At 64.8% G+C, this 20,030-nt stretch carries 13 protein-coding genes and 1 pseudogene; 5 read left to right on the forward strand and 9 right to left on the reverse strand.

Translation table 11 applies throughout. The features are described from left to right. Window positions 1–78 precede the first annotated feature (78 nt). Window positions 79–2,013, forward strand: a complete 1,935-nt coding sequence (locus ACFO0J_RS03415; RefSeq protein WP_376811651.1) for a tetratricopeptide repeat protein — start codon at window positions 79–81, stop codon at window positions 2,011–2,013. Window positions 2,014–2,464: 451 nt separating this feature from the next. Here ACFO0J_RS03415 and ACFO0J_RS03420 read toward each other — a convergent pair whose 3' ends face one another. Next, window positions 2,465–6,241, reverse strand: a complete 3,777-nt coding sequence (locus tag ACFO0J_RS03420; RefSeq protein WP_376811652.1) for a hypothetical protein — start codon at window positions 6,239–6,241, stop codon at window positions 2,465–2,467. A gap of 196 nt (window positions 6,242–6,437) precedes the next feature. Further along, window positions 6,438–6,753, reverse strand: a pseudogene (locus ACFO0J_RS03425) (helix-turn-helix domain-containing transcriptional regulator). 49 nt (window positions 6,754–6,802) lie between these two features. Here ACFO0J_RS03425 and metG point away from each other — a divergent pair. Then, a complete protein-coding gene (gene metG, locus ACFO0J_RS03430; protein ID WP_376811653.1) occupies window positions 6,803–8,872 on the forward strand; it encodes a methionine--tRNA ligase in 2,070 nt (689 codons plus the stop codon). A gap of 25 nt (window positions 8,873–8,897) precedes the next feature. On the opposite strand, the gene kch is transcribed toward metG, so the two are convergent. Next, the gene (gene kch, locus ACFO0J_RS03435) at window positions 8,898–10,109 is read right to left on the reverse strand and encodes a voltage-gated potassium channel protein (protein ID WP_376811654.1); all 1,212 of its coding nucleotides are present in this window, start codon (window positions 10,107–10,109) and stop codon (window positions 8,898–8,900) included. An 81-nt stretch (window positions 10,110–10,190) separates the two neighbouring features. Here kch and ACFO0J_RS03440 point away from each other — a divergent pair, with 81 nt between their 5' ends. Then, window positions 10,191–11,084 carry a cation diffusion facilitator family transporter gene (locus ACFO0J_RS03440; RefSeq protein WP_376811655.1) on the forward strand — a complete coding sequence of 298 codons (894 nt, stop codon included), beginning with the start codon at window positions 10,191–10,193 and terminating at the stop codon, window positions 11,082–11,084. Here the strand turns inward: ACFO0J_RS03440 and fhuF are convergent. Next, window positions 11,032–11,811 (reverse strand): siderophore-iron reductase FhuF, encoded by a 780-nt coding sequence (fhuF, locus tag ACFO0J_RS03445; protein WP_376811656.1) that lies wholly within the window; start codon window positions 11,809–11,811, stop codon window positions 11,032–11,034. The two genes, ACFO0J_RS03440 and fhuF, sit on opposite strands and share 53 nt — an antisense overlap. Before the next feature lie 127 nt (window positions 11,812–11,938). Next, a complete protein-coding gene (gene cadR / locus ACFO0J_RS03450; RefSeq protein WP_376811657.1) occupies window positions 11,939–12,370 on the reverse strand; it encodes a Cd(II)/Pb(II)-responsive transcriptional regulator in 432 nt (143 codons plus the stop codon). A gap of 135 nt (window positions 12,371–12,505) precedes the next feature. Between cadR and ACFO0J_RS03455 the strand changes: the two genes are divergently transcribed. Both ACFO0J_RS03455 and ACFO0J_RS03460 read left to right on the forward strand, forming a co-directional pair. Then, window positions 12,506–14,728: a heavy metal translocating P-type ATPase gene (locus ACFO0J_RS03455; RefSeq protein WP_376811658.1), complete on the forward strand. Its 2,223-nt coding sequence runs from the start codon at window positions 12,506–12,508 to the stop codon at window positions 14,726–14,728. 9 nt (window positions 14,729–14,737) lie between these two features. After that, the gene (locus tag ACFO0J_RS03460; RefSeq protein WP_376811659.1) at window positions 14,738–15,637 is read left to right on the forward strand and encodes a LysR substrate-binding domain-containing protein; all 900 of its coding nucleotides are present in this window, start codon (window positions 14,738–14,740) and stop codon (window positions 15,635–15,637) included. A 95-nt stretch (window positions 15,638–15,732) separates the two neighbouring features. Here the strand turns inward: ACFO0J_RS03460 and ACFO0J_RS03465 are convergent, their stop codons facing one another. The 4 genes from ACFO0J_RS03465 to gap form a co-directional block, all read right to left on the reverse strand. Next, the gene (locus ACFO0J_RS03465; protein WP_376811660.1) at window positions 15,733–16,575 is read right to left on the reverse strand and encodes a bifunctional allantoicase/(S)-ureidoglycine aminohydrolase; all 843 of its coding nucleotides are present in this window, start codon (window positions 16,573–16,575) and stop codon (window positions 15,733–15,735) included. A 226-nt stretch (window positions 16,576–16,801) separates the two neighbouring features. Beyond that, window positions 16,802–17,605 (reverse strand): META domain-containing protein, encoded by an 804-nt coding sequence (locus tag ACFO0J_RS03470; RefSeq protein WP_376811661.1) that lies wholly within the window; start codon window positions 17,603–17,605, stop codon window positions 16,802–16,804. Window positions 17,606–17,702: 97 nt separating this feature from the next. After that, entirely contained in the window at window positions 17,703–18,890 is a 1,188-nt protein-coding gene (locus ACFO0J_RS03475) for a phosphoglycerate kinase (protein WP_376811662.1), read from the reverse strand. 120 nt (window positions 18,891–19,010) lie between these two features. Then, complete coding sequence (gene gap / locus ACFO0J_RS03480) at window positions 19,011–20,021, reverse strand: type I glyceraldehyde-3-phosphate dehydrogenase (RefSeq protein WP_376811663.1); 1,011 nt, start codon at window positions 20,019–20,021, stop codon at window positions 19,011–19,013. Window positions 20,022–20,030: the final 9 nt, after the last annotated feature.

Raw genomic sequence — 20,030 nt, forward strand, 5'->3', positions numbered from 1 at the left:
TGATGCAATCATGCTTTTGACAATGACGATCGATGGGGCTGGAACGCATCGCCAGCCGCCCACAATAGACAGACACTTATGAATCCGTTCGACGAACTGCCGCGCCGTGATCAGAACCATGAAATAGAGGACCAAGCTCTCGCTGCCTTCCAAAAGCGGCTGGCCGACAGCGGTTGTTTTATCCTTCAGGCGTCTGACCGCAAGGACTACGGCACAGACTGCCAGATTGAGGTCGTCGCGAGCGGTCTGGCGACAAACGTCCGGGTGCATGTTCAGGTGAAAGGTACAGCCCGGAACCTAAATGCTGACGGGTCGCTCAGCGTTTCCGTCGAGCGCGCGAACCTGAACTACCTGCTGATGCAGCCCTACAGTTTCTACGCCTGCTACCACGTTCCGACGGGTACGTTGCGCATCTGCCTAGCCGACGCTGTCCTGCAGCAATACGAGCACAACGGGCGTTCATGGACGGACCAAAGCTCGGTCACCGTCACCTTCACGCGCGAGATGACGATCGATCGATTGTGTAAGGTGGCCGCGCTCGCGCGGTCCGGCGCCAAGTCTTCGAGGGACCGTCGAGTCGCTCAAACCTCCGCCGGTCCTAAAGACTTACAAAACGCCATCCTGGACGCCGCACCGGAGGTCCACGTCCCGGAGGATCAGCTCCAAGCGGCGACGCTACTGCAGCAGCTTTATGACCAGAATGCAGACGACGTGATCAGCGCAAACTTCGAGCGGTTCGCCGCAGCGCTCGGCGCTGATCACGACTTCATGAGCATCCCCTATATGTCGGAGATCAATCTCGGCATGGCGCGCCGAGATTGGCATCCTGAGCGGATCGTCGAAGGCATCGCGTTTTTCCAGCGGCAACTCGCAAGTGGCCGCTTTCTGGCTGCCAGCCTGCATTACACCATTGGAAATGCGTATTCGGCGGTTCCTGACGATGAGCAGGCCAAGTTGGCCTATCAAACCGCCCTTGCAGATCCGGGACTTATAGACGACTCCGAGTTGGCGGCCCTGATCCACAAGAATCTAGGCTCAAGCTTCGAGCGACTCGGCGATCAAGATTCGGCCATTGAGCACTATTGTGAAGCGCTGCGGCTAGATTCGAATCTGGCCGAGGCCCACTATGCCATGGGCAACCATCTCGTTCGGATCGGCCATTACAAGGACGCTTTGAATCACTTCGATCAAGTCGTATTCGTAGATCGCAATCAGGGGCGGATGACGGCGGTTTCCGGATGGCGCGTCAACGTCTTGTTCAACCTCGACCAGGGAGCAGCAGCATTCCGCGAGATCAATGCCCTAATCGGTCAGGCCGACCACTACGAATGGATTTGGCCGTGGTGCCTGCGACTGGTAGCGAGTTTCGGCCGCACCACGATCAACAACGCAGTGCAAGCTCGTGCCTTCTGGCAGCGCTACGTCCAAATCCATCCTGACAGCTCGCAAGGGCGATGGGAGCTGTTAATGAGTAACTTATACTTGCGAGGGCAGGGTTATGACCTCAAGAAAACCTACGCCGAATTCAGGAATGAATTCGACCGTCATATCGCTCACGTCAGCGCGGATGACGCCGCATTGCCGTGGGATCGCCTGGGCCATTGGGCGCAGGAGAATGGGGACTGGGCGGAGGCTGAACGCTGTTTCCGCAAGGCCTACGATCTCGAAGGCGGCCACTATGGCTATTGCCTTGGAACAGCGCTGAACTTTTTAAACCGCTTTGACGAAAGTCTACCGGTTCTCTTGGAACAGGCCAAAACGCTCCAGCCGGACGCAATGAGTTGGTTTCAGGTCGGAGTGGCATACGCGCATCTTGGGCAGGCGGAACAGGCGATCGACGCCTTACATCGGGCGGTCACCCTAGATCCCGAATATGCTGTGGCAATGTTCGAGCTCGGCGGTGTGCATTGGAACAGTGGCGACCATGCAAAGGCGAAGCAGATTTGGTCAGTGGCCTGTGAACGCTTTCCTGACCACGAGCTCGTCTCTCAAGTGAAGACACTTTTGCAGTGAGCAGACTCTATCGCTCGCGAGCAGGTGGCGAAAAGCGACGTTCTTGGAAACGGAATTCGCAGCAGGATGTGGCGTTATGTCACGGAACACCATGCCCCGGCGTGCGGACCAGTGTCAAAGTATCTGCATAGCGGTCGCTACATCGGATTGGCTCGGGAACGCTTTTCCCGGCAAGCGCGGGAACAATACTAGCCTCAGCGCACAGGCCCATCCAGTGCTGACGCCGACACACCATCATTTGTCAGATTCACAGGCTCGCCACCAACGGCCGTTTGGCTCCAGAAAGCGGTCATCTCTACAACCGTGGTGAGGGGCGGCTATGGGTCGAAACCGGCTATTCGCCCAGCGCGAAGCTGTGAGGAAGAAATGCAAAGGGCGGCGGGCCTGGCCTAAGCCTGCGCGAAAGCCGCGATCGGCGTCAGAGCCTCGCTGGGGACGCACGGATCAGCAGCTATTCGAAACTCTGCTCGCCTTCCAGATCGCGCTTGCTCTCATGTTCGATCCAGCGTTCGAGTTCAGGCAGCATGTCAGTAACCCATTGCCGAACTTCACCTCCAAAATTGTCACCCAGCGTTGTGATAGCCGCGCGACGCTGAACCAGGATATCGGCGAGCGAGCCGCTCCAGCCGCGCGGATGTAGCCGTGACCAAATATCACCGAGGAACGCCCGCTTGTCTGGCGCGTGGCCCAATATTTCCAGGAAGAGCGTGGAGACACCATTCTCCTCTTCGCCCTGCTGCCGCTTGAACATGGGGATGCATTCGCCGAGCAGCGGATAGCGCCGATCCGGATCGATATTCGCCCACTGAACAAGGGTCTCGGAGCCGACATCTTCCACAGGCGTGCCAAACTCGTGGTCCCTCTCAAGCAGCCTCCGATTTCTCGGCCCGAGTTCGGGGAGCAGGAATTCGTCGAGTGCTATCAGGGGATTGGTCTCGAAGATCGCCTTCAGGACATAACCAAGATCGTAGGATGAGAGATAGGCAGTCTCCAGTCGGGCCCGTACGCGAGCGCAGATTTCCCGTAATGTCGCCTCTCCATCAGGTCCGGCGCAGCAGACCTGAATAACGGTATGCAACCCAAAATAGCGTAACGACGGCTGCTTTCCGAAGTCAGCGCGCAGTAGCAGCTCACGGCCAACAGCGATCAAGGATGGCGCGCGTTGATGGCCTTCTTCTCGATCGCGGTAGAAGTGCATTTGCAATATGTCGAGCGCGATCTCGACGCCGTCGGCTAGATTGCCGATGTCGGTGAGCAGCGGGCCAAGTGCGTCGGGTGGAGACTCTACGACACTGCCATTGGCGATGCTTTGAAAATTCTGCGCCGAAAGGACGCCACGTTTGATCGCACGCCGAAGCCGCGCTATGCCTTGGGTATCGATAGCAACACGTGCCTGAAGATACGGCAGACTCGCGGCGAGATCGGGATTCTGGATCACATTCTCTAGCGTAGTGTTGGCAAAGGCCGAATCCTTGGCGTGCGCGCCATGGATAAACCCGCCCAGCACCGTCGCATTCCGGCTGTCCGCCTCGGCGGCGGAGAAGAGGTCCAGCAGTTCCCGCCACATCGCATCAAGATCGGCGGCACCATCCGACAGGCCAATGCCGCATTCATAGGTGCGCTGCGGATTTTGTTCGACTAGCAATTCGGCGATGAAGACAGAGCGCGTCTCCGGGTCGTGCGCGAGTGCGGTACCGATCTCTTTCGCTAGCTGAGAGGCGCGCTCATAGGGTTTCATGACGTCGCCTTCATCCGTATCGCCATCAGCGACATCCCAACCGAAACTGCTGCGCCCAAGTACGACCGCACGGGCCTGATGGAGAAGATCGGTGGGTTTCAGGCGTTCGATGAGCGCCACGAGACGGGTGCGCACCTCATCCGGCATCGCGTCGCCCTCGAAGCGCAGCGCTGTGCGAAAGCCGATCCACCCCTCAATCCAAGGTCGCTCGGAAGAAAAGTGGGTCGCTGCCCGTTCGAGCGCATCGTGACAGGCGCTGAAGCGCCACAGCCCTCTTACGCTGTGGGCAAGGTGGTCCCTTGCGTTATCGATCATTGGCGAGAGCTCGACCGCCAGGTTGACCGCGCTGTTGTACCAGGCCCAGATGTCACCATAGGTCGGCGGGTGCCAGCCATAGTCCCGTGACCGGGCGCCGAAGTCGAAGTCGCTGGATGAACTGAAATGGTGCGCCTTCAGCAGCGCATCGAGGGCGACGCCGGCGCAGCGCGCCAAAGCCGGATCACCCGATTGCGCGAACCGGCGGACGAGCGCTCGCCGCTGATCTGGCAAAGCTTTGGTGCCGGACAGGTGCAGGTGAAACAGCTCGGCGAACATGTCCAATGCCGAGTTGTTGTGGTGGTCGGGCGATTCAGCGGAAAGGAACAGCGCAAGCAAGGTTGCCGCGCGGTCAAACAGCGGCGGATCGTAAGCGAGGAGCTTTATCAACCGTATCCATTGCCACCGGTTGCTCGACTGCGGATCAAGTATCTCGCCGCCATTTGGGCTGGCAATATCTCGCTCGATCCTCGCGAGCACGGCATCGGGCGCGACTGGGGCAATGTTGGCGATGATCTGAACGCCGTCTTCTCCCAATGCCGCAAGATCGCCGAGTGGCCCGTCGGCACGGAGCCAGCGCTCGACCGCGGCCCGCGCCTCGGCGCTGTCGTGCAGATAGCCAAGGCGGCGCGAAAGGGACTTTTGCATCCGCGCTGTAAGCGACGCACAGAAGCGATCGAAATTGGCTGGCGGTATGCGTTCAAGGGCGAACCCGGCGAGTGGATTGGCGATCGCATGCGGCAGGATGGCGCGCCACCGTCCCCGCAACTGCGCGATCCCTCGCTGTCGAAGCGCGTTCAGCGCCGCATATATCGCCGCCACAGGAACACCGCGAATGGAGGCGACCCGCGCAAGTTCACCGCCCTCCGAAGTGTCCTCGCCATCGATCGAATAGAGCAGGGCAAGATCTTCGGCAGTGGAAAGCAGATCCCGGTCAGGCTCGTTGCGCTGATGAAAAATCCGCTCGAAGAGGTCGCGACTCTTGAGTTTTCCCAGAGTTTCGCCTTTTCCGAGCGTTTCGGCGAGCGCGCGCGCCACGCGGAAGTTGCCGTCGCTAAACTCCGATATGGTTCGCCGGTCGACCTGCGTCACATTGGGGAAGGTCTTTTCTAGCCACAGCTCTACCATCTCGGGTGATGCTGATTGCAGGCGAAACACCTCGGTATGCTCGGGCTCGTCGTCGCGAACATCATATTCGACAGTTAAGAGACTGACTTGGCTCCCAGCTTCAGAACAGATGCGGGCTAGTTCACTGTGCGTCGCAGGGTTACAGTTGTCGACGATCAGAATCGCGCGTTGCCGTGCGATTACCAACTGGCGCGCCATGTCTCGTGCGGTCGGGTAAGTCTCCGCCGAATAGTCGGTATAGACGGCAAGCCCAGGATCGAGCGGCGCCTCGCCCACACCATCCTCGAACAGTGCCTGCACGAGACGTGTCTTTCCAAGGCCGGACAAGCCGATCAGCCGGATACATTGGCGAGCTTTGGTCAGAGAGACGCGAAGTCGGGCGATACCTTCGCCGATGGTGAGTTGCTCGCGGTCGCTCGTTCTCTCATCGGTTAGGCAGGCCTTGTCGTTGAAGAGGTAGGGCGTCTCTTCGCTCACACCGACGCCGCACCAATCGCCGATGTTGCTCCAGCCCGACATACCGATGCCGAGTCGCGTGCGGACCCAAGCGGCGATTCCGGGATAGTGATTGACCCAGGTCGCCAGCCGCTCACGATCGTAGAAGTCGCTATGCAACTGTCCGGCCTCAGGTAGATCGTCGAGCTGCGCCCGGATCGCATCGCGACGATCGTTCAGCGGCTTGTCTGCGACCGATCCTTGCGCGCTGACGATGATGTAAGCGCCGGAGCGAGCGGCGAGTTCAGCGATGACCGGCCGTAATACGCCGCGAGGACGCATCTCATCGCGGATTGCGCCCGCCGGCATGTCGGGCTTTTTTACCTGAAACCCTGTGTGCTGGCGCGGCACGAAATCAGGCCTCGGCAGTACGGACGGGCACTCAACCCGGACATCAAGCCCGCCATCGGCCGCATCCTGATTGCCGCCAGAGGTTACCGACGAACTGGGGCAATCCTGAGCCCGCAATTCTGCCAAGGCGAGACGTGCGACGAGTGTTCGCAGATCGGCATCATTGAGGTCGGCAACTTGTGCGCCAGTAATTTCGAACATCGTCCTTCAATCCCCGTTCATCAAGTATAGGAGAGCATGTGGGAGAACAAAGAGCGGTCAAGCGATAGTTGGCCCGCCACGGCCGAAACCGAACTGCCAGTTGATCTGTCGCCACGCATGATACCTGCGACTGGCTTGCTGAGCTGACGTAGGTCGCCTTGGTGGTCGCCGAATGTCAGCTCCTGGCCGATTCGAGTCATCCCCCACACTCAGACTCAGCAAACCCCGCCGGTCGTACCGCCAACCGCAGCTCTCTCGCCTTCAAAATCGCAGTCAAGCTGCTCAGCACAGGATTCCCCTTGGCGAACAACGTCCGACAAAGCTGCGTTAGATTCAAATGTGCCTGCTCTGCCACCGCCAAACGCCTGAGCAAGCTGACGCAACACGGTCAGCAATTCCGCCTGATCGCCATCCTCCAGGATACAGATGGTCACATCCAAGGTCAGCGCCGGATCGTCACGGCACAACTCAGCATCGCTTCGGTCCCTCGGCCACCCACCCGCCCACCCCACACCCCGCCTGATAGAATCAACCCTTTGCCCTTTTCCCTCTTCCCACCCCATGTCGCGCACGATCTTCGTCACCACTGCCCTGCCCTACGCCAACGGTTCTTTCCACATTGGCCACATCATGGAATACATCCAGGCGGATACCTGGGTGCGGTCCATGCGCATGGCGGGGCACACCGTGCATTTCGTGGGGGCGGACGACGCGCACGGCGCGCCGATCATGCTCAAGGCCGAGGCCGAGGGCATCACGCCGCAGGCGCTGGTGGGCCGTTACGCGGCCGAGCGGCCGAAATACCTGAACGGTTTCCACATCCGGTTCGACCACTGGCACAGCACCGACACGCAGGAAAACATCGAGTTGTCGCAGGACATCTACCGCGCGCTGAAATCCGCCGGTTTCATCGACACCCGCGAGATCGAGCAGTTCTATGATCCGGTCAAGGGCATGTTCCTGCCGGACCGCTACATCAAGGGCGAATGCCCGCGCTGCCATGCCAAGGACCAGTACGGCGATGCCTGCGAGGTCTGCAGCGCGGTCTACAGCCCGACCGAGCTGATCGAACCCTATTCGACGCTGACCAAGGCGCGGCCGGTGCTGCGCACTTCGGAACATTTCTTCTTTCGCCTGTCCGATCCGCGCTGTGCCGCCTTTCTGCAGCAATGGACGACGGGCACGCGCAAGGACGGCACCGCCCGGCTGCAATCCGAGGTGCTGGGGAAGACGCGCGAGTGGCTGGGGACGGCCGAAGGCGCCGAGGCCAATCTGGCCGACTGGGACATTTCCCGCGATGAGCCGTACTTCGGCATTCCCATCCCGGACGCGCCGGGCAAGTATTTCTACGTCTGGCTGGACGCGCCGGTGGGCTATCTGGCCTCGCTGAAGGCCTACTGCCAGAAGCAGGGCCTGGACTTCGACGCGCTGCTGGCGCCGGACGGCGACACCGAGCAGGTGCACTTCATCGGCAAGGACATCATTTATTTCCACGCGCTGTTCTGGCCCGCGATGCTGAAGTTCTCCGGCCGCAAGATTCCGGACATGCTGCACGTGCACGGTTTCATCACCGTCAGCGGCGAGAAAATGTCCAAGAGCCGGGGCACGGGGATTTCCCCGCTGCGCTATCTGGAAATCGGCATGGACGCGGAATGGCTGCGCTATTACATCGCCGCCAAACTGAACGCCCATGTCGAGGATCTGGACTTCAACCCGGACGACTTTGTCGCGCGCGTCAACAGCGATCTGATCGGCAAGTACGTCAACATCGCCAGCCGGGCGGCGACCTTCATCACGCGCCATTTTGACGGCGCCCTGGCCTACACGGGCGACACCGATGCGCTGCGGGCCGAACTGCGCGACTGCGCCGAACAGGTCCGCGCCGACTTCGAGGCGCGCGAGTACGGCCGCGCCATCCGCCGCATCATGGCGCAGGCCGACAAGATCAATCAGGCCTTCGACGCGGCCCAGCCCTGGGTGCTGGCCAAGGGCTTCGCCCAGGCCGAACCCGCGCAGCAGGCGGCACTGCAGGACATCTGCTCACGCGCGCTGGCCGGCTTCGAAGCCCTGTCGGTGATGCTGACGCCGGTGCTGCCGGCCCTGACAGAACGCGTCGCCCGCGAACTGTTCGGCCATGACCGCACCTACGTCTGGACCGACGCGGGCGAACTGCCCGCGCGCATCGCCGCGTTCAAGCACCTGATGCAGCGCGTCGATCCGGCCCTGCTGGACGATCTGTTCGAACCGCCCCAGGCCCCGGCCACGATCCCGGGCGGCGAACCCATCGCAGAAACCATCGACATCAAGGATTTCGGCCGCATCGACCTGCGCATCGCGCGCATCGTCGAATGCACGGAAGTCGACGGCTCCGACAAGCTGCTGCGCCTGTCCCTGGACGTGGGCGAAGGCCGCCTGCGTCAGGTTTTTTCAGGCATCAAGTCCATGTACAAGCCCGAGGACCTGACCGGCAAGCTGACCGTGCTGGTGGCCAATCTGGCGCCGCGCAAGATGCGCTTCGGCGTGTCCGAAGGCATGGTGCTGGCGGCCAGCCACGCTGACGAAAAGGCGAACCCCGGCATTTACGTGCTGGAACCCTGGGAAGGCGCCCAGCCGGGCATGCGGATCCACTAAAGCCTGTTCACCAACCTCGATCCGGTCACACCGGATCGGGCGTCTTCTCCCCAAACAGCAGGCGGGTGATCAGGGCTTCGTCGATGGGTTCGCCGCTCAGCGTGCGCGCCAGGATCTCGCTGCCGAGCGCCTGCAGGGAAATCACGATATCGGGATTGACGCGGCGGATCTTGCTCAGGTGCAGGGGCGAATTCACCAGCGCCACCAGCTTGGTATCCGTCCCGCCCGCTTCGCGGCCCGCCATGACGATGAAGGCGTTTTCCGAGTCATCCTGGCGCAGCGCCAGGATGTAGCGGGCATGGGCTGCGCCCGCCTTCAGCAGGACGGCGGTCTCCGACGCGTCGCCTTCCAGCAGATCGGCGTCCTGGGGATACGGATGCCCCTCCATGGACGGCACGATCACCGTCACTTCGTGGCCGCGCTGGCGCAAGGCGGCATGCAGGCTTTGGGCCAGAGGACTGCCCCCGGCCAGAATGATGTGATTTTTACGCATGCTGTGTGAAACCCTTTCGCGCATCAGCCGCCGGACGTTGCCCCCGATCAAAGGTCCGACCACGGCGCTGATGGAGGTGGCGAAGACCGTGATCCCCAGAATGATGATGGAAACCGTGAACAGCCGCGCGGCATCGGTATGCGGGCTGATGTCTCCATAGCCGACCGTCGACATGGAGACGATGGAAAAATACAGCGCCGTCACCGGGTCGCGCACCGGCGGCGAAAACTCTTCACCCAGATACAGGACGCCGAACACGGCATAGACCAGCAGGCTGGCGACGCTCAACACCGCGAACAGGCTGCCCGCCGTCAGGCTGGCCCGATCGAAATACCGCCAATACCCGATCAGCGTCGCCGCCAGCACGACGGTATAGGCCACCAGGCCGACGTGGCCCTGGCCGTACCACATCGCATAGCTGCCCATCAGGGCCAGCAGGAGCAGGCTCATGGTCCAGGCGATCCGCGCCCGGTACAGGAGACCGACCGCCATCACCTGCACCCCGGCGCCCAGCACCAGCCGCGCCATCTGCGCGATCCCTCCCGAATCGAGGAACGCGGTCACGCCGGCGCCGTCGCGGACCTGTAATGCCTGGAGCACGCCCTGCGTGCCGACGGTGCGCCAGAACGGCTGCAGGAACAGATAGCCGTCGAACGCAACCAGCGCGGCGACCAGCCAATGCCAGGGAAACCGGCGCATCAGGCGCACGCCGCGCGCCAGGGCAGGACGAAAAGAAAGCCGCATGCGGACCGCGAATCCATAGGGCTGATCGGGCACTCAGTGTACTGCACACTTTTTCCAGAGCCGCCCTTTATACTGCCAGGCATGTCCCCTCTTCCCAACAGCCACATCGAGACGCCGGACCGCCAGGCGGCCGCCCGGCGCAGCACCTGGGTCAGCGTCTGGGTCAATCTGGTGCTGACGGCCGCCCAGTTGGTCGTCGGCCTGTTCGCCCATTCCCAGGCCCTGGTCGCCGACGCGATCCACTCCTTGTCCGATCTGGTGTCCGACGGCATCGTGCTGATCGCCAACAAGCACAGCGCCAAGGCGCCCGATGCCGACCACCCCTACGGGCACCTGCGTTTCGAGACAGCGGCGACCCTGGCGATCGGCGTGATCCTCATCGCAGTCGGCCTGGGCATGCTGTGGGGCAGTTTCGAACGCCTGCAGAATCCGTCGCTGATCCCCACCGTCCATTCCGTCGCGCTCTACACGGCGCTGTTTGCGCTGCTGGCCAAGGAAGGGCTGTTCCGCTATCTGTTGCAGGTCGCGCACCGCGTGCGCTCCACGCTACTGGTGGCCAATGCCTGGCATGCCCGCTCGGACGCGGCCTCGTCCCTGGTGGTGGCGCTGGGGGTGGGCGCCAATCTGGCGGGCCTGCCGCTGGCCGACCCCCTGGCCGCCCTGGTGGTGGGCCTGATGATCGCCCGCATGGGCTGGAAGTTCTCCTGGCAGGCCTTCAATGACCTGGTGGATCGGGCGGCCGACGACGACACCGAGCGCGCCATCCGCGAACGCATCCTGGGCACGCCCGGCGTGCGCGGCATCCACGATCTGCGCACCCGCAAGATGGGCGACATGATCTGGGTGGAGGTGGACATCGAAATGGACGGCCGACTGACGATCGAGGCCGGCCACGCCATCGCCGTCGAAGCCCGGCAGCGCGTCATGTCCGATCTGCCGGTGCTGGATGTGATGACGCACTTCGACCCTGTCTAGGACGGGCCGGGCTGGGGCAGTTTTCGCACAACTCGGCGCCCGGCAGCAGATAGTAGAGACAGCAGATCTTGCGCACGCGACGAGCGCCCTCCCCGCCCGGCGCGGGACCGGGCTCGTAGCGCACGGGCCGCTCCACGGGGTTCGGGCTGCCATCGGCCAGCAAGGGGGACTCCAGCAGCGCATCGAACGCCCGCAGCATCTGTGCGCACACGCCGGGATGCGGGCGCAACTGCGTCACCAGGTATTCAAGCAGATTGCCCAGATTGCTCCAGAACACCCGGGGCGACGCACCGGATAGATCGGCCAGCGCGTCGATCAGCGGACGCGCCTGCCACACGACGCGCTCGCAGGCGGCGCGGGCCGCCTCGGGTGAAAACGCCGGCACCGGCGTCTCCCAGGCCAGCCCGCAGGTTCTGTGGATCGGCGACAACTGCACGGCCCGCAGTCCCGGCGCGCACCGATGCAACAGCAGGGCCGCCACCAGGGGCGGCAGCACAGCCCAGAAATGCCAGCGCGACCAGAGCGAAGCGATGGCGCGGCCATCCCCGCCGGGGTGGCCCTCGGCGGCGGCGAAATCATCCAGCAAGGCCGCCAGCGTGTCCGGGCGCAGCAATTCGCACGCGGGCAGCCAGCGGCCATCATCCCGACGGCCGCTGGCCAGGAAAGGCAACAGGGGGGCGAGCGCCCCGTCCTGTTGCAGCTTGTGGATCAATTCGCTCGTCTGCATCAAAACTGATCATTCATACTGAGCGCGACGCTGCGCCCCGCGCCAAAGTAGCAGAACTCCAGCGAATTGCACGCAGCGACGTATTTCTTGTCGAAGACGCTCATACCCGAAGCCGCCCGGCGAAGCGTCAGCCCAGATGCGTACTCCGCACAGGCCCCTCCACCGTCTCCATGCGCGTCAATCCCTGCACAATCCCGCAGGCGTCGACCGGCTGCTCGGCGCGGCATTGTTCCCGCAGCCCGACCAGTTGCTGCTGCAGATCCTGCAGTTCGCGCAGACGTACGTCGACGTGCGCGATGTGCTCGTCCAGCAGGTGATTGATGGGGCCGCAGTCGTGCGCCGGATGATCGATCATGTCCAGCAGCGCGCGGATTTCATCGTGCGCCATGTCCAGCCCCCGGCAGTTGCGGATGAAACGCAACCGTTCCAGATGCGCCGGGCCGTACTGCCGGTAGTTGCCTTCGCTGCGAGCGGGCGCGGGCAGCAGGCCGGCTTTTTCATAGAAACGGATGGTCTCGGCGGAACAGCGGGCGGCCTGGGCCAATTCACCGATTTTCATGGTCATTTCCTGTGTGATGCGCATCCGGATGCGGAGGCCGGAACCGAACCGTGGGCACCCCGCGCATCGAACGCTTGACCTTGTAGCAACTACAAGGTGTGTACTGCCATCATAGATCGCAGCCAGAAACCTGTCATGCCACACGACCACGCACATCACCATCCCCCGGACACCGCCTGCTGCCACGGCCATGACGCAGGTCATGCCCACCCGCACGGCGCACAAAACGCAGACGCGCCCCCCCTGGCGCCCGCCGTCGCGCAAGGCGCCGATCTGCGCACCGAACTGCGCATCCTGCAGATGGACTGCCCCACCGAAGAAGCGCTGATCCGCCAATCGCTGGGCGCCCTGCCCGACGTGCGTTCGCTGGACTTCAACCTGATGCGGCGCGTGCTGACCGTGGTCCACGCGCCCGAGGCGCTGGACACCATCCTGCAGGCGATCCGCGCGCTGGGCTTCACGCCCGAACAGGCCGGCGAGGCCGGACCGACGGCCGAAGCGGCCGAAACACCCGAATCCTGGTGGCCGCTGGCGGCCTCGGGTGCGGCGGCGCTGGCCGCCGAGGCCGCCCACTGGGTCGACGCCCCCTGGGCCGTCCCCGCCGTCCTGGCGCTCCTGGCCATTGCGGGCTGCGGCCTGGTCACCTATCGCAAGGGCTGGACCGCGCTGCGCCACGGCCAGTTGAACATCAACGCCTTGATGAGCATCGCCGTCACCGGCGCGCTGATCCTGGGTCAATGGGCCGAGGCCGCCATGGTGATGGTGCTGTTCACCCTGGCCGAACGCATCGAGGCGCGCTCGCTGGACCGCGCCCGCCGCGCCGTGCAGGGCCTGATGCAGCTTGCCCCGGACCAGGCCTCCGTGCAGCAGGCCGACGGCAGTTGGCGCGACATCCCTGCCAAATCCGTGTCCCCGGGCGACCTGGTGCGCACCCGCCCCGGTGAACGCATTGCGCTGGACGGACAGATCGAATCGGGCCGTTCGGCCGTGGACCAGTCCCCCATCACCGGTGAAAGCCTGCCCGTGGACAAGACGACCGGCGACCCGGTCTACGCCGGCACCATCAACGGCACGGGAGAACTGCACTACCGCGTCCTGGCGACTGCGGGCGAATCCACCCTGGCGCGCATCATCCGGGCCATCGAGTCGGCGCAATCGGCGCGCGCGCCCACGCAGCGCTTCGTGGACCGTTTCGCCCGCATCTACACCCCGCTGGTGGTGCTGCTGGCCATCGCCATCGCCGTCCTACCGCCCCTGCTGGGCCTGGGCGGCTGGTACGAATGGGTCTACAAGGCGCTGGTCCTGCTGGTGATCGCCTGCCCCTGCGCCCTGGTGATCTCGACCCCGGTGTCCATCGTCAGCGGCCTGGCGGCCGCGGCCCGCCACGGGGTGCTGGTCAAGGGCGGCGTCCACCTGGAACAGGGGCGACTGCTGCGCTGGATCGCGCTGGACAAGACCGGCACCGTCACGCACGGCCGGCCGGCGCTGACCGACGTGGTGGCGCTGGATACGGCCGACCCCGTACGCAGCCATGCCCTGGCCGCCGCATTGGCGGGCCGATCCGACCACCCCGTGTCCCGGGCCGTGGCGCAAGGCCTGGACGCCGGCCCCGGCACGCCGGTCGAGGCCTTCGAGGCGCTGGCCGGGCGCGGCACCCGCGGCCTGGTCGACGGCCGCCCGCACCTGCTGGGCAACCACCGGCTGATCCACGAACGCGGCCTGTGCTCGCCCGAACTGGAGGCCCGCCTGGAAGCCCTGGAACGCCAGGGCAAGACCGTCGTGCTGCTGGCCGACGAGCATCGCGCCCTGGCGCTCTACGCCGTCGCCGACACGGTCAAGCCCGACAGCGCCGCCGCGATCCAGGACCTGCACGCGCTGGGCGTGCGCACCGCCATGCTGTCGGGCGACAACCCGCACACCGTCGCCGCCATCGCGGCCCAGGTCGGCATCGACCGCGCCGAAGGCAATCTGCTGCCCGAGGACAAGCTGCGGATCGTCGGCGGCCTGGCCGTGCCGGGCGCGGCCGTGGGCATGGTGGGCGACGGCATCAACGACGCGCCCGCCCTGGCGCGCGCCGACGTCGGCTTCGCCATGGGCGCGATGGGCACGGACGCCGCGATCGAGACCGCCGACGTGGCCCTGATGGACGACGACCTGCGCAAGATCCCCTGGTTCATCCGGCTGTCGCGCGACACGCACCGCATCCTGGTGCAGAACATCGTCGTCGCCCTGGGCATCAAGGCGGCGTTCCTGATCCTGACGGTCGTCGGCCTGGGCACCCTGTGGATGGCGGTCTTCGCCGACGTGGGCGCCAGCCTGCTGGTGGTGGGCAACGGGCTGCGGCTGTTGCGGCGCTAAGATGGCGCTATGGAATCCAGCACAAAACCCAATGGGCCGAACCGGCCGCTCCTCGATCCGGACCTGCTGAAGGCGATCATCGCCGTGGTGGACTGCGGCGGCTTCACCGCCGCGGCGGCCCGCCTGCATTCCACCCAGTCCACCGTCAGCCAGAAAATCCGCAGGCTGGAGGATCTGGTCGGCCACCGCCTGCTGGACCGCAGCGGCCGCGAAATCCTGCCGACCGACGCCGGCCATGCATTGCTCGGCCACGCCCGCCACCTGCTGGCGCTGAATGAGCAGATTCTGGACGTGATGGCCGGCGCCACTGTCGGCGCCACCGTGCGGCTGGGGGTGCCGGAGGATTTCGTCGCCAGCCGCGCGACGCAGGTCCTGGCGGATTTCAGCCGACGCCACCCCCAGGTCAAGCTGGAAATCACCAGCGGCCTGTGCTCCGGGCTGATCGCCAGCTATGACCGGGGCGAACTGGACCTGGTCCTGACCAAGCAGCGCCGCCACAGCCGCTCGGCCGTCGCCTGCCGGCCGGAAACCCTGGCCTGGATCGACAGCGCGCAGCATCCGTGCTTCCAGATCGACCCGGTGCCGCTGGTGACCTTTCCCCCGCGGGGCCTGTACCGCGAGGACATCATCCGCGCCCTCGAAGCCATGGGCCGGAACTGGCGCATCGCCTACACCTGTTCCAGCCTGAACGGCATCCAGCACGCGGTGGCCGCCGGCCTGGGCATCAGCCTGCTGCCCTTGCGGACCGTGACGCCGGACCACGCCCTGCTCGGCCCCCGCGAGGGCCTGCCGACCGTCGATGACTACGAGATCGGCCTCTTTCACCGCCCCACGGCGGATGCCACCGTCCAGGCGCTGGCGCAGGCCCTGGCCGGCATGCTGGCCGACGAACCGCCGGCCAAGCGTTAGCGTCCATATGCGACGAAGGGGCGCCTCAGCGCCCCTTCGGAAAAGCCTGCAAACGGGTCTGCCTCAAGGACAAACCCGCCTGTCGTGCGGCGCGATCAGCGCACGCCGCCCAGACCGCCCAGCGTCAGGGGCGCGTGGCGGTTGACGTCCTTGTACAGCAGGTAGCGGAAGGGCGCCGGGCCGCCGGCGTAGCAGGCCTGCGGGCAGAACGCGCGCAGCCACATGAAGTCGCCGGCCTGGACTTCGACCCAGTCCTGGTTCAGGCGGTAGACCGCCTGGCCTTCCAGCACGTACAGGCCGTGCTCCATCACGTGGGTCTCGGCGAAGGGGATGATGCCGCCGGGCTGGAAGGTGACGATGTTGACGTGCATGTCATGGCGCATGTCGGACATGTCCACGAAACGCGTGGTGACCCAGCGGCCCTCGGTGCCCGGCATCTCGATGGGCTTGATGTCCTGTTCGTTGGTGACGAAGGCTTCCGGATGGGGCACACCGTCCACGGCCTGGTAGCGCTTGCGGATCCAGTGGAAACGGGCGGCTTCGCCGCTGCGGTTGCGCAGGGACCAGTCCGAGGCGGGCGGGATGAAGGCATAGCCGCCCGGCTTCAGGACGTGCTTCGTGCCGGCCAGGGTCAGTTCGATCTCGCCTTCGACGACGAACAGCACGCCTTCGGCTTCGGGGTCCTGCTCGGGACGCTCGCTGCCGCCGCCCGCGCCGACTTCGACGATGTACTGGGCGAAGGTTTCGGCAAAGCCGGTCAGCGGACGCGCCAGCACCCACAGCCGGGTGTTGTCCCAGAACGGCAGGTGGCTGGTGACGATGTCACGGATCACGCCTTTCGGAATGACGGCGTAGGCTTCGGTGAACATCGCACGATCGGTCAGCAGATCGGTCTGCGGGGGATGGCCGCCGTGCGGCGCATAGTAAGTCCTGGACATGGGAACTCCACGGGTCGTGCGTTGCGGCCGCCGTGCGGGGGCCGGGAATGAGGTATCCGGAAACGGATACCCCACCATACCGGGAGACCATGATATTTACCAATTAAATATTGGAATCAATATCATCCATTTTTCAAATGGCTGCCGCCCATCCACCTCGCGGCCTGCATGCCGCTCGGATTCGTCAGGCACGGAATAGCCCGCAGGGGCTATTCCGTGTCCTGGCTCATCCTCGCTGGACGACCAGGTCCAGGATGTAGACCCGGGACGAGCGATCGACCGGGGGATGCGGGTCCGTGAACTGCTTGACCCGCACAATGGTGTGTTCACCCTCCTGATGCTCGTAGCCCTCGATCGGCTGATACAGCAACTGCCAATCGGCAGCGGGCCGCTGGATCACCCCCGAGGCGTCATAGCGGCGCTCACGCACACGCAAGCACCGGTGATTCGGCATCAGGGGATGGTTGCACGCCGCGCGCTCGGGCGCGATCTCCAGGAACACGATCTCTCCCGGACCGCCGTAGCGCGTCTCGGGTGTGGGCGTACCAGTGAACGTCAGCACGTCCCCGCCGGCCGTGGTCAGGCGCAGCCGGGGCGCGTCCGCCCCGCCCCGGACCTCGGCCGCCAGACGGCCCTTCAGGCGCGCAGCGATCTCGGTGTCCAGTTGCATGAGCGCCGGCGCGCAGGCTTTCATCGTGCCTGCCAGCCCCTGGACCGTCAGCGCGCCCGATGCCAGGGTGTAGCCGCCGAACTGGCTGTTGCAGCCCCCCGACACATTCAGCGACGTGTCGGAGAACGACAGGCGCAGCGGCTGTTCCAGCCCCGCGCGCAAGGCGGCGACGGGCCGGCCCTGGCTGTCCGCGGCGTCGCTCAGGCGCCAGTCATAGGCGGACAGGGTGGTCCCGTCCAGGGCGGGCGCGGCGCGGTTGGCCGTCATGGCGGCGTGTCCTGTGGTGGCGGGTTCATTCGGCGCCTGGGCGCAGGCGCCCAGCGCCAGGGCCAGGACGGAAACGGCAAGCATCTTCTTCATAGGGTAAACACCTAGGTGAAGCAAAACCCCATGATAACAACAAGATGCGCCCGTTTCGCTGCCGAAGCGTCAAAAAAGGTCAATCCGGGCAGACCGATCAGGCCCCGCGCGCCTGCAAGGCAGCCACCGCCGGCAGCGTCTTGCCTTCCAGGAACTCCAGGAAAGCGCCGCCGCCGGTCGAGATGTAGCCGACCCGGTCCGCAATATTGAACTTGGCGATTGCCGCCAACGTGTCACCGCCCCCGGCGATGGAAAAACCATCGGATTCGGCAATCGCCTGGGCGATGACCCGGGTGCCGCCGGCAAAGGCTTCGAACTCGAACACCCCCACCGGACCGTTCCAGACGATGGTGCCGGCCTGGCGCAGTTGATCCGCCAGCGCGGCGGCGGTGCGCGGGCCGATGTCCAGGATCAGGTCATCGGGTCCCACGTCGGCGGCATTCTTCACGGTGGCCGGCGCATCGGCGGCAAAGGTCGTCGCCACCACCACGTCCACGGGGATGGGGACTTCGACGCCGCGCGCGCGCATCGCATCCATGACGGCCTTGGCCTGATCGACCTGATCGGGTTCAGCCAGCGACTTGCCGATGGGCAGACCGGCGGCCAGCATGAAGGTGTTGGCGATGCCGCCGCCCACGATCAGTTGATCGACCTTGTCGGCCAGGGATTGCAGGATGGACAGCTTGGTGGAGACTTTCGAGCCGCCGACGATGGCGGCCATCGGACGACGGGGGGACTGCAAAGCCCGGCCCAGGGCGTCCAGTTCGGCTTCCAGCAGCGGACCGGCGCAGGCCGCCGGCGCGTAACGGGCAATGCCTTCGGTGGTGGCCTCGGCGCGGTGCGCCGTGCCAAAGGCATCGTTGACGTAGACGTCGCACAGCGCGGCCATGCGGCGCGCCAGTTCGGGATCGTTCTTCTTTTCGCCGGGATTGCAGCGGCAGTTTTCCAGCAGCACGACCTCGCCGGACGCCACGGCGACGCCGTTGACCCAGTCAGCGGCCAGCCGCACCGGCCGTCCCAGCAGCTCGGCCAGGCGTTCCGCCACCGGTTGCAGGGTGTCTTCCGGGCCGACCGTGCCTTCCTTGGGACGGCCCAGGTGCGAGGTCACCATCACGGCCGCGCCCGCATCCAGCGCCAGCCGGATGGCCGGCACCGAGGCCCGGATGCGGGTGTCTTCCGTGATGCGGCCCTGATCCAGGGGCACGTTCAGGTCGGAGCGGATGAAAACGCGCTTGCCCGCCAGGGCGCCGGACTGCGCCAGGCCGGTCAAAGTCTGTATGGTCATGGACGGATTTCCTCGGGAATCGGTTCGGGGGTCGCGCACCGGCGGAAACATGCGCCGTGCGCCTGCGCCGGATATGACGAGGGCGGGTTGCCCCGCCCTGCGTCATCGTGCGTCGAATGCTTATTTGGCGGCCATCAGGGCCACGGTGGTGTCGAGCATGCGGTTGGAGAAGCCCCACTCGTTGTCGTACCAGGAGCCGACCTTGACCAGGGTGCCGGACACCTTGGTCAGCCCGGCGTCCACGGTGCTGGAAGCCGGGTCGTGGTTGAAGTCGACCGACACCAGGGGTTCGGTGGTGTAGGCCAGAATGCCCTTCAGCGGGCCTTCGGCGGCGGCCTTGAGGATGCCGTTGACTTCTTCGACCGTGGTCTCGCGCGCCGCCACGAAGGACAGGTCGACGATGGACACGTTGATCGTCGGCACGCGGATGGCGTAGCCGTCGAGCTTGCCGTTCAGTTCCGGCAGCACCAGGCCCACGGCGGAAGCCGCGCCGGTCTTGGTGGGGATCATGCTGTGCGTGGCCGAACGCGCGCGGCGCAGGTCGGAGTGATAGACGTCGGTCAGCACCTGGTCGTTGGTGTAGGCGTGCACCGTGGTCATCAGGCCGTTGACGATGCCCAGTTGCTGGTGCAGCGGGTGGACCAGCGGCGCCAGGCAGTTGGTGGTGCACGACGCGTTGGAGATCACCGTGTCGGTGGCCTTCAGGACCTGGTGGTTGACGCCGTAGACGATGGTGGCGTCCACGTCCTTGCCGCCCGGGGCGGAGATGATGACTTTCTTGGCGCCGCCCTTCAGGTGGGCCGAGGCCTTTTCCTTGGTGGTGAAGAAGCCCGTGCATTCCAGCACCACGTCCACGCCCAGCTCGCCCCAGGGCAGCTTGGACGGATCGCGGTCGGCCAGCACGCGGATGCGGTCGCCGTTGACGACCATGTAGTCGCCGTCGACCTCGACCTTGCCGGGGAAACGGCCGTGCGCCGTGTCGTACTGGGTCAGGTGGGCGTTGGTCTTGGGATCGCCCAGGTCGTTGATGGCGACGATTTCGATGTCGTGCTTCTTGCCGTCTTCGTAGTGAGCACGCAGGATGTTACGGCCGATGCGGCCGTAGCCGTTGATGGCGACGCGAATGGTCATGCAAAATCT

The sequence above is a fragment of the Castellaniella hirudinis genome (assembly GCF_042651965.1).
Lineage (GTDB): Bacteria > Pseudomonadota > Gammaproteobacteria > Burkholderiales > Burkholderiaceae_B > Castellaniella > Castellaniella hirudinis.